The organism is Streptomyces roseirectus, assembly GCF_014489635.1.
Lineage (GTDB): Bacteria > Actinomycetota > Actinomycetes > Streptomycetales > Streptomycetaceae > Streptomyces > Streptomyces roseirectus.
This window is the reverse complement of record NZ_CP060828.1, coordinates 541672-557311: the sequence shown is the minus strand read 5'-3', so window position 1 is coordinate 557311 and position 15640 is coordinate 541672. Positions and strand designations below refer to the sequence as shown.

The following is a 15640-nucleotide window of genomic DNA, read 5'->3' as shown; positions in this document are numbered from 1 at the left end:
TGAGTCCAGTGCCGCTCTGTGTGTGGATTCCGCATGCGACCAGCGCGCGTGAGGAAGCGCGGGGCGCGCGGGCTACAGAACCCCGCGGACCGATGTCAACCGCGCTCCTACGCGGAGCACTGCTCAATCGCGGTCCAGCCGCCGGACTTCTGCACATAGCCTGCCCACGGGTCCGGGTGACCCCCGGCCCTGGTGCACTTGTTGTCGGCGTCCTTCTTGGCCGCGGCCGGCGTATGTCCGGTCCCCTGGACCGTCCAGTACCTGGTTGCCGCGTCGGCGGGGAGAGCCGTCGCAGCGCTGAGCGCGACGACGCCCGTCGCTATGACGCCCAGGGCGACCACCCTGGAGCGGATGCGTGACATATACATGGGGTATTCCTCTCGAAGTGGCTCGTCAGCTGTCGTGCGACGAGCACGGCTTGCAAGCACGCGCCGTCCGGACTGCGGCTTGGCGGGCAGGGAGTGGACTCCCTGTCGACACACCGGGTCGTACGCCCCAACGTTGATCCGCTGTCAGGTCAGGGCACCGGGCAGTGCCTTGGCGATCGACGACACCGTCCGCCGCAGGGGTGGCACGAACACATCATTCGGCCCGTGTTCTGTGGGGAAACCGATCGACACCGCCGCCACCGCCTCGCCGCCGAGGACGATCGGCATGGCCACACACGACCGTCCGGGCACCGCCTCCTCGACGTCGGTGGCGACCCCACGCTGCCGGACCCGCCGCAACTCACGACGGAGCAGCGCCGGATCCCGTACCGAGGCCGCGGTGAGCGCGCGCAGCCGGCCCGTGGTGGTCGACTCGACCAGGTCGGGGTCCGTATGGGCCAGCAGAGCCTTGCCCACACTCGTGCAGTGAGCGGGCAGAGCCATCCCGACCTCCGTGGCGAACAACCGCGCCCGCGGCGTGTACAGCTTCTCCACGTAGACGACCTCCGGGCCGCGCAGGACGCACAGATGGATGGTGTGCCCGACGGCCCGGTGCAGATCCAGCAGGTACGGAAGCGCGACGTGGCGGACCGCTCCTTCGGGCGACGCCGCACCGAGGGCCATCATCCGGAACGCGACCCGGTACCCGGTGCCCTCGTGTTCGACCGCCCCCACCCGGACGAGCATCCCGAGGACGCGGTAGGCCGTCGACTTCGGCAGCCCGGCGCGGCGCGCCACCTCACTCAGCGTCAGCACGCGGCCGTTACGGAACACGTTCAGCAGGTCGAACGCCTTCTGCATGACCGACGACGGACCGGCCGTCTCCCGCACTGCGGCTCCCTCGACCATGTGCAGTCCTTTCCAGAACGCCTCGGGAACGACTGTTCTCGGGTCTGTCCCGCAGATCGGTGCGGGGGTGCGGTGATCTGCGGGACGGGCCCGGGGGTGGTCAGGCCCCGGTCAGTTGGGCGGCTCGTGTCCCGTGTTCGGCGGCCTGTTCGTGGCCTGTCTTCATCGACTGTTCGGCCAGTTCTCGCAGGGACTCCATCTTCGGGTCCCAGAACGCGTGGGTCAGTTCTGCCTCGGCGATGTGCAGGTCGAGGCCGAGGACGTCGGCCAGGATCCGGCGCAGGTAGGGGGTGGCGTGGTCCCAGCCCTCTTTCGGGGTGCCGGGGCCGTAGCCGCCGCCCCGGCTGAGCGTGAGGATCGCGGGCTTGCCCGTGAGGGGCCAGTTGCCGTGCACCCCTGCCACGGGGTGCTTCAGGATCAGGTCGATCCAGGTCTTGACCTGTTCCGGGACGTTCCAGTTGTACATCGGTACCGCGAACAGGAACGCGTCGGCTTCGAGGAGTTCCGTGCCGAGCCGGTCGAGGAGTTCGTGCGCCTCGCGCGGGGCGGGTGCGTCCGGGTTGACGACTTCGTGGGCGAGCAGGGTCCATGTGTCGCCGGGCAGCGGCTGGACGCCGAGGTCGCGCCGGATCACGGTGCCGTGCGGGTGCTGGGTGAGCCACGCCTGTTCGGCGGTGTCGGCGAGGGCGCGGCTCATCGAGCCTTCGGTGCGGATGCTCGCGTCGAGACGGAACAGCTTCATGGTGCGGGTACCTCCGGTAGTTCTGCCGTGATGCAGATAGTATGCACAGCAGAACATCTACTGACAAGAAAGAACCTCCGGGCAACGCCATGCGGGAGAGATGTTCTGGATGTCAGACCATCTGCCGTGGTGTGGGAAAGTGCTACGGTGACGGGATGCCCTCCGCACCCCGCGACCGAGCGAACAGCAGCACCGAGTGCCTCGCCCTGGACAACGACCTGGTCTGGGCCATCCGCATGATCTCGGGAGCCCTCCGGCGCGCCGCGGCCGACGCCTCCGAGACCCTGCCCGGCGGATCACGCGCCTACCTGGTGCTCGTGGCACTGGCCGAGGCCGGGGACACACCCCCCACCCAACTCGAACTCGCCGGCCAGGTCGGCCTCGACCGGACCGTGATGACCTACCTCCTCGACGACCTGGAAAAACAGGGCCTCCTGTCACGGCGCCCGAACCCGAAGGACCGGCGGGCCCGCCACGTGATCCTCTCCGGCGAAGGCCGATCCCAACTGCTGCGCATGCGAACCGACGTCGCAGCCGCCGAAGAACACCTGCTCGCGGAACTGGACGACGCACAGCGGACCCAGTTCCGAGACCTCCTGACCCGCGTCGCGCTCACCGCCCAGCGGAGCACTGCCAAGGGCTGAGCTTGACATTTGTCCTCCGAGTCGGTTTCGTTCCGTGATGCTTTCTGATCGTTTCGTGGTCTTGTCCGCGTTGTGGTGGGTGGCGGGTCGCCGGTTCTGTGAGCCAAGTGGTGTTGAGGTGTCAGTGGGTGTGTGGGGCGGGCAGTGTGATGGGCTCGCCCGGGGTGGGCCACTGCAGGGGGGTGCCGGTGGCGGCGAAGGTCTGCTGGATGTGGTTGCGGTCTTCGGTGTAGTGGGCCCAGCCCTCGGCGTGCACGGCGACCACGAGGGGGTCGCCGAGCAGGCGGCGGGCCTCGACGGCCTGGATTGCGGTCAGTGACAGTCGTATGTCACCGAGCTCCTCGAAGCCGGCCGCGCCCAGGTGCAGCAGTGCCACGTCGATGCGGTACCGGCCGGCCAGGGCGCTCATCGCGTCCAGGTCGACGGTGTCACCGGAGACGTACACGCTCGGTGTGGAGGCGTCGTCGGTGTGCAGGAGGAAGCCGGTGACCGGACCGGTGATGGCCTCGGTGCCGACGGGACCGTGGCGGGCGGGGACCGCGGTGATGTTCAGCGGTGTGCGGCCCGGTATCGACAGGGTCCGGGTCTGCCAGGGCTCCAGGCCGACGGCCGCTCCCCCGAGATCGGTGGCGCCGGCGACGGTGGTGAACACCTGCGAGGCGCCGGAGGCCACCGCACGCCCGGCGGTGTCGAGGTTGTCCAGATGCCCGGTGTGGCTGACCAGGACCGCGTCGAGGGCGGGCAGTTCCCCGGGCTTCAGCGCCGGGTCGGCGGTCTTGCGCACCGGGACCGGGCCGTCCCGGTATTCGGTGCCGGCGGCGTCGAAGGTCGGGTCGGTCAGCAGCGTCCAGCCGGCCAGGCGGATCAGCGCGGTGGGGCCGCCGAGCACCGTCACGGTGTTCGCTTCACGGGTCACGGCATCGTCGGTTGCCACGGGTACTCCTTGACGATCAGGGGGTGGTCCCCTCACTCTGACCGAGTTACTTTCTCAGGGGAAGTACATACCTTCAGGTGAGGTGAGCACGTGCAGGAAAGCACGCGAGGCAACGTCCGCAATCCCGCCTGCCCCGGCAGGCAGCTCTTCGACCTGGTCACCGCCCGATGGGCCGCCCTGGTCCTGGTGGATCTCATGGACGGCCCGCAACGCTGGTCCGAGCTGCGCCGACGGGCCGGCGGCGTCAGCGACAAGATGCTCGCGCAGACCCTGCGCGACCTCGAAACCGGCGGACTGATCACCCGCACCGTGCACACCAGCCGCCCACCGGCGGTGCAGTACGCCCTGACCGACCTCGCCCGCGGCGCCACCACCGCACTGCGACACCTGCAGAACTGGGCCGAAGAACACACCAGCGACTACGCCCACCACCGACACACCCACACCACCCACCCGACCCCCTGAAAAAGGCAGGCCCAACGCACACACGTCACCGCGCTTCCACCGTATGAGCGAGCGCCCTGACCAGCTGGGCGCGGCCGCCGTACCAAGCGCTACCAGGCCGCGGGGGATGGTGGGGAAGATGGACGCGTCCCCGACCCAGAGCCCTTCGACCCCGAGCACCCGCGCCTGGGGGTCCACCACCGAGCGAGGGTCCTCAGGTGAACCCATGCGGGCGGTCCCGCAGATATGGGACATGTCTCCCACCGATTCGAGCAGCCATCGCTCGATCGCCTCGTCGTTCTCCAGCGTGGAGATATCCGTCCCCGCCGGGTCGACAGCAGCGCTTTCCACGACTCTGCGCATGGGTCCCGTCGCGAGATACTCGCGCACTCGATGAATCCCGTCGCGCAGACGAACGAGGTCCGCGCGCTCTTCCAGTTGCCGGTGCTCGATCCGCGGCGCCGCGAAGGGGTCCATTGATGAGAGCGTGAGTGCGCCTCGCGAGAAGACTTGGTTCGCCCAGACGATCGCCAGGCCGAACGGGTTCTCCATCGGGCCTTGGCCGAGGTTGCCCTGGCTCAGGCCACCCCCGCCCCACGTACCGGTCGCGCGTTCTTTCACCATGGTGTTCTTCACTTCGCGAGACAAGCGCGGCGCCTGGTTGGTCACTGACATCAGCATGTCGTTCTCGCCTGCTTCCTCGTGTCCCGACGAGTAACGCAAACAGGTGTTGACGTGGCGCCCGTCTACTGGGCTCCTCAGCGCGTCGGTTCGGTGACGCAGCCAGACGGTGGCAAGTGGGTGGTCCTGTAGTCCCTCGCCGACGGGAAGCCGAAAGCGTGGTGCTGTGGGACCGATGCCCGAGCGAATCAAGATCGCCGGCGAGTGCAGGGCCCCGGCTGCGAGAACGACGCCGTTCGCGTAGGCATTGACAGCGACGCCCTCACGATGGAACCGCACTCCCACAGCCCGGTCCTCCTCCATCAGGACGCGGTCCACCGTCGCTCCACAGATGACCTCGACGTTCGAGCGCTCACGCGCCGGCTCCAGGTAAGCGTCATTGGTCGTCACTCGTCGGCCGTCGCGGATGTTGAGCGGCGTCGGCGAAAGACCCGTGCCGTTGGGCGAGTTGCAGTCCTCGCACCACGGCTGCCCGCGTCCCAGCACTGTCTCGGCGAACGCCTCGTCGAGGCTGCTCCACTCGCCGCGAGGGAGGCGAGCCACCGGAATCGGACCGTTGTCGCCGTGATGGGGCTCTGCGCCGAAGTCGGCGTCGTTCTCCAGGCGGCGGAGGTAGGGGAGCATCTCGTCGTAGGACCAGCCGACGCACCCTGCTTCCGCCCAGCGATCGTAGTCATCCGGCATGGCGCGCATGGCCGCCAACCCGTTGATCAGCGATGAACCGCCCAGGCCACGACCGCGAATGTATGGTCGCGGAGGCTGGACACGCGTTCTGCGCGCCTGCAGATCCGCCCACTGGAAACGCGCCGCCTCAAGATCCTCAAGGGGACGCCATCCATTGGCGCTCCGGACGGCCCTCGGGGCTTCGCCGGGGCGCCAGTCGTCACCTGCCTCGAGAACAAGAACACGGCTCGTCGAGTCTTCACTCAGACGATTGGCCAGGACGCAGCCCGCGGACCCGCCGCCGATCACGATGAAATCGGCTTCGATGGACTTGGAAGTCATGGGGAAACAAGCTTTCGGTGAACAGGGGGCACCTGCGCCATTGCGGAGCGAGAGCGCCCCCGAGTGTCTTGCCTTGGACAACGACCTGGCCCGGGCGGCCGAGGCCACGAAGACGCCCCCCCGGAGGATCGCGCGCCTACCTGGGGCCCCTGGCAATGGACCCCGCGCAGCGTGCTCGGACGCCTCGCATACAGGAGCGGCCGGTGCGGCGACGGCGCACCGGCTCCTCCTCGACTCCGCACGTCAGGCAGCGGTCTCCGCCCGCGCGGCCAGGTCCAGCGCGATGTCGGTGATCATGTCTTCCTGGCCGCCGACCATGCGCCGTCTGCCGGCCTCGACGAGGATGCCGCGGGTGTCCAGGCCGTAGCGCGCGGCGGCGGTCTCGGCGTGGCGCAGGAAGCTGGAGTACACGCCCGCGTAGCCGAGGCTGAGCGTCTCGCGGTCCACCCGCACCTCGCGGTCCTGCAGCGGACGTACGAGATCGTCGGCGGCGTCCATCAGCGGGAACAGCTCGCATCCGTGCTCGAAGCCCATCAGGTCGGCGACCGCGATGAACGCCTCCAGGGGGCAGTTGCCCGCGCCCGCCCCCTGCCCGGCGAGCGAGGCGTCGACGCGCACGGCACCGCTCTCGACGGCGACGACGGTGTTCGCCACGCCCAGGGCGAGGTTGTGATGGGCGTGGACGCCCAGCTCCGTGGCCGGGTCGAGGACGTCACGGTAGGCGCGGAAGCGGTCGCGGACACCGTCCATGGTGAGCCGGCCGCCGGAGTCCGTGACGTAGACGCACGTCGCGCCGTACGACTCCATGAGCCGCGCCTGGCGGGCGAGTTCGGCCGGTTCGGCCAGGTGGGACATCATCAGGAACCCGGCGACGTCCATCCCCAGCTCCCGCGCGGCGGCGATGTGCTGGGCGGAGATGTCGGCCTCGGTGCAGTGCGTGGCGACGCGCACCGAGCGGATGCCCAGGGAGTGCGCCTGCTTGAGGTCGTGGACCGTTCCGATGCCGGGCAGGAGAAGAGTCGTGGGGACGGCTCGGCGCACGGCGCCCACCACCGCCTCGATCCACTCCCAGTCCGTGTGGGCGCCGACGCCGTAGTTGACGCTGGAGCCGGCCAGACCGTCGCCGTGGGCGATCTCGACGGCGGTCACCCCGGCGGTGTCCAGGGCGGCGGCGATCGTGGCGGCCTGGCCGACGGTGTAGCGGTGCCGGACAGCGTGCATGCCGTCCCGCAGGGTGACGTCCTGGACGTACAGGCGGGTCATCTTCAGGCCACCTCCGTGGCACGGTGAGCGGCCATGCGTTCCGCGGTGCGCAGCGCGGCCGAGGTCATGATGTCGAGGTTTCCTGCGTAGGCCGGGAGGTAGTCGGCGGCGCCCTCGACCTCCAGGAAGACCGAGACCTTGAGGACCTCGCCCGCGTCGGGGGCGAGGGTGCGCAGTGGGTCGTCGGCCGCCACCTTCGCGAACTGCACCTTCTGCTTGAGCCGATAGCCGGGCACGTACTCCCGCACACGCGCGACCATCTCCTCGACCGATGCCGCGACGGACTCGGTGGCGCAGTCGGAGACCAGGCAGTGCACCGTGTCCCGCATGATCAGCGGAGGTTCCGCCGGGTTGAGGATGATGATCGCCTTGCCGCGCCGGGCGCCGCCGACCCGCTCGATGGCCGAGGCGGTGGTCTCGGTGAACTCGTCGATGTTCGCCCGGGTGCCGGGTCCGGCGGAGCGGGAGGAGAGGGAGGCGACGATCTCGCCGTAGTGCACGGGGGTGACCGCGCCGACGGCGGCGACGACCGGGACGGTGGCCTGGCCGCCGCAGGTGACCATGTTGACGTTCGGTGCGTCGAGGTGGACGTCGCCGTTGACGGGCGGCACCACGTACGGGCCGATCGCGGCCGGAGTGAGGTCGACGAGGGTGCGGCCGAGCGGGCGCAGCCTGTCCTCGTGGTGCCGGTGTGCGCCGGCCGACGTGGCGTCGAAGACGATCTCGACGTCCGCGAACTCGTCCAGCCGGACGAGTCCTTCGACGCCCTCGTGAGTCGTGGCCACCTTCAGCCGGCGGGCGCGGGCCAGGCCGTCGGAGTCCGGGTCGATGCCTGCCATCGCCGCGATGTCAAGGGTCTCCGACAGCCGCAGCACCTTGATCATCAGGTCGGTGCCGATGTTGCCCGAGCCGATGACGGCGACCTTGGTCCGTGTACTCATGCCGCGTTCTTCTCACTCGTGAACTCGACACCTGCGGTGCCCAGGTGGCTGATGGACGCCTCGAACCGGTCACCGGGGACGGCGGGAGCGACCGGCCCCAGGGCCCCCGTGAGCACCAGATCTCCGGCGCGCAGCGGGTCGCCCCGCTCGGCCAGGGCGGACGCGAGCCAGACGGCTGCGTTCAGCGGGCTGCCGAGACAGTCGGCACCGGTGCCCTCCGAGACGGTTTCGCCGTTCCGGGTCATGGTCATCGTCACGGCGCGCAGGTCGACGCCGGTGAGCGACAGCGGGGCGCCGCCGAGGACGTACAGACCGCTGGAGGCGTTGTCGGCGACCGTGTCGACGAGGGTGATGTCCCACCCCTGTACCCGGCTGTCCACGATCTCCAGAGCGGGGAGTGCGAAGTCGACCGCGCGCAGCACGTCCACCACGGTGCACTCGCGCTGCGGCAGATCGCGGCCGAGCACCAGCGCGACCTCGGCCTCCACCTTGGGCTGCAGCAACCGTCCGGCCGGCACCCGGCCGCCGTCGGTCACCGCCATGTCGGCGAACAGCGCGCCGAAATCGGGCTGGTCCACGCCCAGTTGGCGCTGCACGGCCATCGAGGTGAGGCCGATCTTGCGGCCCACGATCCGGCGGCCGACGGCCTGGGCGCGCCGGACGTTCAGCTGCTGCACGGCGTACGCGGTCTCCAGATCGCCCCCTTCGTCGAACAGCGTGCGCACCGGCGGACAAGCGGCCCCGGTACGGGCGGCTTCCGCCAGCAGGTCGGCTGCCTCGGCCACCGCTGGTGGCACGGTGTCCGGGCTTGCGTTGTCGAGCCTGGTCGACACGGGTTACCTCCAGAGGGAAACGGGAGCGGCGGTTGCACACCGGTTTAGACATCACCGCCGTGACGGGCCACTTTTTGTTCCGGGACGCGGAACACCAGGGGCGGTGACGACGGCTGTCGCCGCCGATGCGGGACCAAGCCGGGAGCCTGTGTCACATCCTCTTTCCGCGGGTAGCGGCGTGGGGCGAGGCGGTCGGATGGTGCGAAGTGGAGGGTTTCCAAGGTGAGTTGACGGCACGCGAGGGTGTTGTCACCGGGGTTCGTGGGCGTTCATCACCCTCATGGCCCGCCGCCTCACCCGCCGAAACCGCCGCGGAGCAGCGGTGCCGGAACACGAACGCTTCACGGCAGCCGCCTGAACCCGATGCGATGTCCCTGAGAAGTCCCTGCTCTGCAAGGAGACGGCGCGCGGCGGGCTCGCCGTCGACGTCATCGCGTGCTGACGGGACGTGTCACCGAACGCCGCCTACAACAGGCCCCGGGCGCGCAGGTCGTTCGCGTACTTCACGATCAGGTCGCGGGACAGGTGGGGGATGTCCTTGTCCGGGCCGAGGCCCGCTTCGCGGACGGCGGCGCGGAAGCGGTCGGCGGTAACTGGTGAGGTGGGGGTGGGGGGTTGGGGAGTGGTGAAGGCGTGGAGGAGGGGGAGGAGGGAGTGGGTGCGGTGATGTTCGGGGAGCGCGCGGAGGGCGGTGGCGAGGCGGGGGGACCAGTCTGCGTGGGGGAGGCGTTGGAAGCGGTGGCCCGCTTCTTCCAGCCAGGTGATGAATGTGTCCAGGGAGATGCCGTCGTCATGGGGGTTGACCGCGTTGTAGGTGCGGTGGTCCGAACTCGCCTGCGCCCCACCCGAACTCGCCTGCGAACCAAGGGCGTTGACTGCCTCCGCCGTGAAGTCGACCGGGAGGCCGTCGAAGTGGGCGCGGCCGGGGCCCGCGTAGAAGGACTCCGGCGCGAGGCCGGTGCGCAGGACGCTGAAGAGGAGCCGGGTGAGGACGTCCGCCGGGTTCAGCTGGCCGGTGTGGTGGGGGTGGGCGAGGATCAGGTCCGAGCGGAAGACGGTCACGGGGACGCCGAAGCGGGCGTGGGCCTCGCGCAGCAGGATCTCGCTCGCCCACTTGCTCGTCGCGTACCCCGAGGCGTACGCGTCGCTCAGGGCGCGCTCGGGGATCAGCTCGGCGAGGTCCGTCGTCTCGTCGAGGGCGGGGGAGATCGCCGTGGTGGAGACGTGGACGAACCGTTTGATGCGCGTCGTGACGGCGAGGCGGATCAGCTCGGCCGTGCCCGCCACGTTCGGCCCGAACAACTGCTCGTAGGGCAGGACATGGTTGACCAGCGCGGCGGGGTGCGCGACGAGGTCGGTCTCGGCGGCGAGGTGCAGCCACGTCTCCTCGGCCAGCCCCAGCCGCTCCGCCCCGATGTCCCCGGCCAGCACGTCGAGCCGCCCGTCGGCCAACTCCCGGTACCGGTGCAGGAGGTCCGCGTCACCGGTGTCGAACGCGGCGTCCAGCCGGGCCCGCGCGTCCGCGTCGTCCGTCCCGCGCACGACACACACGAGCCGGCCCCCGCCCCCGGCCAGCCGCTCCAGCCAGTCCAGGCACATGAACCGGCCGAGGTAGCCGTTCGCCCCGGTGAGCAGCACATGGCGCGGCAACGCCCCGTCCGGCGCGGGGAGTTCAGCGGCGGCGGCGAGCGTCCCGGCGTCGAGGAACCGGTCCAGCGTCAGATCGGCCGCGCGGACGACCGTGGCGCCCGCCCCGTGCACGGAGGCGAACGACGGACGGCCCGCCCCCGACGCGAGCCGCGCCTCGATGTGCCCCGCGAGCCCGCGCAGATCGTGCGCCGGGCTCAGCACCGTGCCGACCGGCACCTCCACCCCGAAGACCTCCGTGAGCAGCGTCGAGAACGACAGTGCCGACAGCGAGTCACCGCCCAGCTCCGTGAACCGCGCCCCGGGCTGTGCCGCACTCCCCAGCAGGGCCTGGACGGCCCGTCCGACCGTCTCGAGCACCGGCCGCCCGGCGCTCTCCTCACGCACCGCGCGCACCGCCTCCTCCCGCGCCCGCGCGAGCTGCCCGTACAGCTCCTCCAGCCGCTCCCCGTACCGGGCGCGCAGGCGCGGCGGCAGGTTCTTGCGGGTGTCGGACAGCAGCCCGTTCGCCAGGGAGAACGGCTCGGTCTCGATCAGGAAGGCGCGCGGTATCTCGTACGCGTTCAACTCGGCGTCCCGCGCGGCCTCTCGCAGCGCCTCGGTGAGCGCGCCGTGGACGTCCGGGCGGGTCAGCGCCTCCTCGGTCGGCACGATCACCGCGAGGAGGTGGGCGCGCTCGCTGTTGCCGTAGACGTAGATCTGCCGGATCAGTGGATGCGTGACATAGACCCCTTCGAGCCGCGACAGGGCGACGAACTCGCCCTGGGCGAGCTTGACGACGTTGTTGCGGCGGTCCACGTACACGTACTGGTCGGGGCCGACCTCGGCCATGATGTCGCCGGTGCGGTAGAAGCCGTCCACGTCGAAGGCGGCCGCCGTCTCCTCGGGGCGTTTGTAGTAACCGGGCGTGAGGGTCGCTGACTTGAGGACCAGTTCGCCGCGCGGGTGCGGCAAGTCGGTGCGGAAGTAGCCGAGTTCGGGGACGTCGACGAGCTTCACGTCGAGGACGGGCGGGCGTTGGACGCGGGTGTTGAGCAGGACGGAGCCGGTCTCGGTGGAGCCGTACCCGTCGAGGACGGGCAGGTCGAGGCAGGTGCGCATGAACTCCCGCAGCTCGGCGGAGAGGGGCGCGCTGCCGTACAGGGCCTGGATGAGCCGGCCGCCGATCAGCCGCTCCCGCAGGTCCGCCTTCACGGCCGCGTCCAGCGCCTGCGGGTCGGTGAACTCGCCCGCGCGGCGCGCCCGTTCGGACTGGTACTCCTGGAACAGGGTGTCGCAGACGCGGGGCACGAACAGCAGCGCCGTCGGCCGGGCGAGGGCGATGTCCTCGAAGAGGGCCGACAGGTCGCTGCGCGCCGTGAAGTAGGAGATCCCGCCCCGGCGCAGCGTCTCCACGAGCGAGGAGCGGCCCGCGACATGGCTCAGCGGCAGGTAGTTGACGACGATCGAGGCCACACCGTCCGGGATGGGCACCGCGCCCGCCCACGCCCGGTGCAGCATCCGCTCCGTCTGGATCGCCCCCTTGGGCGTGCCCGTGCTGCCGGAGGTGTAGATCAGCAGCCGGACCGGGTCCTCGTCGGGCCCCGGCACGAACAGCGGGGCCGGCGGCAGGGCGCGCCCGCGCTCGATCACCGCCTCCAGCGACAGCGGGGCGGCGTGACCGGCCGCCGTCAGCCGTGCGGACGCCGCGTCGAACGCCTCGCGGTGCGCGTCGTCCGCCGGGTGGAAGTCGAACACCACCAGACGCGGCGCCGGTTCGGCGGACAGCGCCAACTCGACGGCCCGGTCCAGGAGTTCGAGGCTCGACGCGAGGACCTTCGGCGCGGTCTCCGCGAGGATCGGCGTGAGCGTGGCGACCGGCGCCCCGGTCTGGAGCGGCACGGTGACCACGCCGTGCCGCAGACACGCCAGGTCGAGGGTCACATGGTCGCCGCTGGTGAAGCCGTAGAGCGCGACGAAGTCCCCCGCGCGCACGTCCGCCGCCCACTCGGCCGTGACCGCGCCGGCCCGCTCCCACAGCTCGCCGTAGCTGACGGTCGTGAACGCGGGCAGCGGCCGCAGCGACGTCCGCCCCGTGGCCGGGTCGGTGACCGGCTCCGTCGCACGCCGGGCCAGGGCCGGACGGTCCGCGTACCCCTCCATGACCGTCGCCACGGTCCGCGACAACACCTGCTCGCGCGCGGCCAGTCGGACCGCCTCGCGGACCGAGGGCAGCGGCATCGCCGCGCGGTACTGCGGATCGTGCGCGGACAGGTGGGCGACGAGGCGGGCTGCCCGGTCGCCGGGGGAGACGTCGGTGGAGGGCTTCGCGGGCATGACCGTCACCTGCTTCGGAGTGCGGGGCGGAAAAAGGGGGTGAGGTGCTGTTACGCCGGAAAGGGGGGTTACGCCGGGCGGGCGCTCGGGCGTAACGAGGGCGCCGGGCGGGAGCCCACGCGCACCACCAGCTCCGTCGCCGAGGCGCCGTCCTGGTAGCAACGCGCCAGCTCCACCCGGGACTTGATGCCGAACTTCCGGAAGATGTTCCGCAGGTGGTAGTTGACGGTGTACGAGGACAGGTGCAGCTTCCCGGCGACCTGCCGGTTGGTCATGCCCAGCACGACCAGCTCCGCGACCGCCCGCTCCGAGTGCGTCAACTCCTGTTCCGGACCAACCGGTCGGTTTTCCGAGGGCGGCGTCGAAGGCACCGGCGGCACGTCGAGCCGCGCCGCGAGCCGGCCGGCGTCCCGCACCGAACCGGCCTCCTCGTACAGCTCCCGCGCCGTGGCGAACTGCCGGTGCGCCAAGCCCTGTCCGCCGGCCCGGCCGAGCAGCAGCCCCAGGTCCTCGGCGGCCCCGGCGGCGGCCCACGTGTCCCGGTGCTCCCGGCGCGCACGGGCCAGCGCACCCTCGTCCTGGCTCAGCAGCCCCTCCGCGTGGACGGCGGAGACGGCGAGCGGCTGGAAGTCCGCGTTGTCACGGGCGAGCGCGCGGACCGTCCGCACGACCTGCTCGGCCAGGTGCGGCGCGTGCCCGGCGAGCGCCGTGCGCACCAGCCAGGGCGCGGCGCCCGGCTCCTCGATGAACAGCAGCGGCCCGGTGATCAGCTCGGCGTACCGGTCGGCCAGCAGCCGCACGGTGTGCTGTGCGCCGTGCCGCTCGGCCGCCACCTGGAGCGCGACCCAGTCGGGCTGCGCGCAGTGCAGGAACAGGCACGCCTCACGCTCGGCGTCGGAGCGGGCCACGAGCCGTTCCGCCGCCGGGAGGTCACCGCCCCGCAGCGCGGCGAGCGCCTGGACGGCGGTGGCCAGTGGCAGCAGGGTCCGGTCGGGCCGGTGGACGACCGACAGCGCCGCGTCGACCCACTGGGCGGCCCGCCGGTGCCGGCCCTTCGCGCTCAGGACCCGCGCGGCGGCCATCGACATCGCGAGCCCGCCGGGCGGCGTGCCGCCGGGCCCCGACCAGCATTCGGCCCGGCGCAGCAGCCGCTCCGCCTCGTCCGGCTCGCCCAGCAGCGTCAGTTCGAGCGCCACCCCGTGGGTGATCAGCTCCTCGACGCAGTCCGACTTGCCGGGCGGGACGTGCGTCGCCGCCTCCCGGCTCAGCCGCAGCGCCTCGGCGGGCCGTCCCTCGATCCGAGCACAGGACGAGCGGAGCATCAGCGCGAACGCCTGCCCCGACGTGTCGCCCGCGTGCGCGCGATGGTGGAACAGGGCGGTCGCCGACTGGCGGGCGCGGTCCGTGCGGCCCTCGTTGAGGTAGGAGACGGCGCGCGCGTACAGCAGCATCACGTTCTCCTCCCGTGCGGCGGGCGCCGGCGCCGGGGGAGCGGTCGGGCAGGCGGCGTCCAGCAGCACCTGGCGCACGCCCGGCGCGGTGCCGTCGACGATCGTGCGGCGCAGCAGCTCGTACCGGAAGCCGAGCCGGCCGTCGTCGTCGCAGTCCAGGATCCCCGCGTCGACGGCCCGCTGGACGTGGGCGGCGAGCGTGACGGGGGAGACGTCGACGAGGACGGCGCGCAGGTCCGCGAGCCCGAACTCCGGGCCCAGGACGGCGGCGGTCCGCAGGACGCGCTGGACCTGCTCGCCGTGCTCCTGGAGCAGGCAGTTGACGGTGGAACGCAGGCGCGCGGGCACGGTGCGGGAGGTCAGCGTGGCCCGGCGGCCCACGACCCGCACCTGGCCCTCCTCACGCAGGCCCGTCGCCAGAGCCGTCGTCAGCAGGGGGTGGCCGGCGGCCTCGCCGGCGAGCGCCAGCAGACCGGCGTCCGGCACCGCGCCCAGCACGTCGGTCAGGAGTTCCCGCACCGCGTCCGGGGAGAGCCGGCCCAGGGCGACGCGCGTGCACCCCCACTCGTCGAGCGCCCTGACGAAACGGTGCACGTCCAGGCCGTACGTCTGGTCGCGCAGGGTCAGGAGCCACACGTGCGGGCGGGTGCGCAGGGAGGGCAGGTCGGCGGTGAGGCGGCGCAGCAACGACCTGTCGGTGTACACGTGCAAGTCGTCGAGGACGGTCAGTGTCGGACGGTCGTCGGCCCGGGGCGGACGGGTCTCGTCGTCGGCGCGGACGAGGGCGAATTCGTGCTCCTCGGCGATGCGGCTGACCTCGTGGACGAGCCGGGATTTACCGAATCCCTCCTCGCCTGAGACCAATATCACGCCGCCGCGGCTGGACTCCGCTTCGGCGAATGTCTGGAGGATGAGACTCATTTCCGGTGACCGGCCGCGCAGGGGGCTGTGTGACACGTGACCTCACGTAGTTCATGTCCGGGGCAGAGAATCGAACGAAAGTGGGTCCCGTACCTGAGGAATCGTGGGGGCTGACGATCCTTCAAAAAGGGTGCGGGGGGAGTTCTTGAAGGTTAATACGGTCCCTTGAAGATTAACACGCCTTTTTGGCCTGACCGTTACCCTCGGGAAGCGAAAACTCCGTGAATGGACGGAAACGGCGGACAGGGTGTCAGAAGGTGCCGGGGGCGGACCGCCGTCACCCCGGCCGGAGCCGACTCCCGCACGGTCCTACCCGCTTGAGTAGCCCCCGGAGTGGCCTGGCTGGGCAAACCTACCTGCTCAGGTGGTGACACTGGCCGGATCCGGCCGTGAAGGTGGATGCCGGGGAAGCGGCGCCCCTCCAGGGTCCACCGCCGAGTATTCGATCTTCGAGAGGGCGAAGTCCGTGCGAAGCGACACCGTACCCGGCATTCCTGAATGGTGTCGTGACTCACAGTTCGACAATCCTGAGCGATGCTCA

The 15640-nt window shown here is 71.0% G+C and carries 11 protein-coding genes; 1 reads left to right on the top strand and 10 read right to left on the bottom strand.

The window, feature by feature from the left end; translation table 11 throughout:
- Positions 1-107: 107 nt before the first annotated feature.
- The 3 genes from IAG44_RS02070 to IAG44_RS02060 all read right to left on the bottom strand — a co-directional run bounded on the left by IAG44_RS02070 (position 108) and on the right by IAG44_RS02060 (position 2019).
- Entirely contained in the window at positions 108-368 is a 261-nt protein-coding gene (locus tag IAG44_RS02070; protein ID WP_187745416.1) for a hypothetical protein, read from the bottom strand.
- Between the two features lie 144 nt (positions 369-512).
- Positions 513-1277: an IclR family transcriptional regulator gene (locus tag IAG44_RS02065; RefSeq protein WP_187745415.1), complete on the bottom strand. Its 765-nt coding sequence runs from the start codon at positions 1275-1277 to the stop codon at positions 513-515.
- A 100-nt stretch (positions 1278-1377) separates the two neighbouring features.
- Positions 1378-2019 (bottom strand): FMN-dependent NADH-azoreductase, encoded by a 642-nt coding sequence (locus tag IAG44_RS02060; protein WP_187745414.1) that lies wholly within the window; start codon positions 2017-2019, stop codon positions 1378-1380.
- A 155-nt stretch (positions 2020-2174) separates the two neighbouring features.
- Here IAG44_RS02060 and IAG44_RS02055 point away from each other — a divergent pair, with 155 nt between their 5' ends.
- Positions 2175-2663, top strand: coding sequence for a MarR family winged helix-turn-helix transcriptional regulator (locus IAG44_RS02055; RefSeq protein WP_246561383.1), 489 nt, complete (start codon positions 2175-2177; stop codon positions 2661-2663).
- 121 nt (positions 2664-2784) lie between these two features.
- On the opposite strand, the gene IAG44_RS02050 is transcribed toward IAG44_RS02055, so the two are convergent.
- The 7 genes from IAG44_RS02050 to IAG44_RS02020 form a co-directional block, all read right to left on the bottom strand.
- Complete coding sequence (locus IAG44_RS02050; protein ID WP_187745413.1) at positions 2785-3597, bottom strand: MBL fold metallo-hydrolase; 813 nt, start codon at positions 3595-3597, stop codon at positions 2785-2787.
- Positions 3598-3651: 54 nt separating this feature from the next.
- Positions 3652-5727, bottom strand: coding sequence for a GMC family oxidoreductase (locus IAG44_RS02045; protein WP_187745412.1), 2076 nt, complete (start codon positions 5725-5727; stop codon positions 3652-3654).
- A gap of 243 nt (positions 5728-5970) precedes the next feature.
- On the bottom strand, positions 5971-6990 hold the full coding sequence (gene dmpG / locus IAG44_RS02040; RefSeq protein WP_187745411.1) for a 4-hydroxy-2-oxovalerate aldolase: 1020 nt from the start codon (positions 6988-6990) through the stop codon (positions 5971-5973).
- 2 nt (positions 6991-6992) lie between these two features.
- The gene (locus tag IAG44_RS02035) at positions 6993-7931 is read right to left on the bottom strand and encodes an acetaldehyde dehydrogenase (acetylating) (protein ID WP_187745410.1); all 939 of its coding nucleotides are present in this window, start codon (positions 7929-7931) and stop codon (positions 6993-6995) included.
- Positions 7928-8764 carry a 2-keto-4-pentenoate hydratase gene (locus IAG44_RS02030; RefSeq protein ID WP_246561381.1) on the bottom strand — a complete coding sequence of 279 codons (837 nt, stop codon included), beginning with the start codon at positions 8762-8764 and terminating at the stop codon, positions 7928-7930. Before IAG44_RS02030 ends, IAG44_RS02035 begins: the two co-directional genes overlap by 4 nt.
- 465 nt (positions 8765-9229) lie before the next feature.
- The gene (car, locus tag IAG44_RS02025) at positions 9230-12727 is read right to left on the bottom strand and encodes a carboxylic acid reductase (protein WP_187745409.1); all 3498 of its coding nucleotides are present in this window, start codon (positions 12725-12727) and stop codon (positions 9230-9232) included.
- A 68-nt stretch (positions 12728-12795) separates the two neighbouring features.
- Entirely contained in the window at positions 12796-15135 is a 2340-nt protein-coding gene (locus IAG44_RS02020; RefSeq protein ID WP_281404265.1) for a helix-turn-helix transcriptional regulator, read from the bottom strand.
- Positions 15136-15640: the final 505 nt, after the last annotated feature.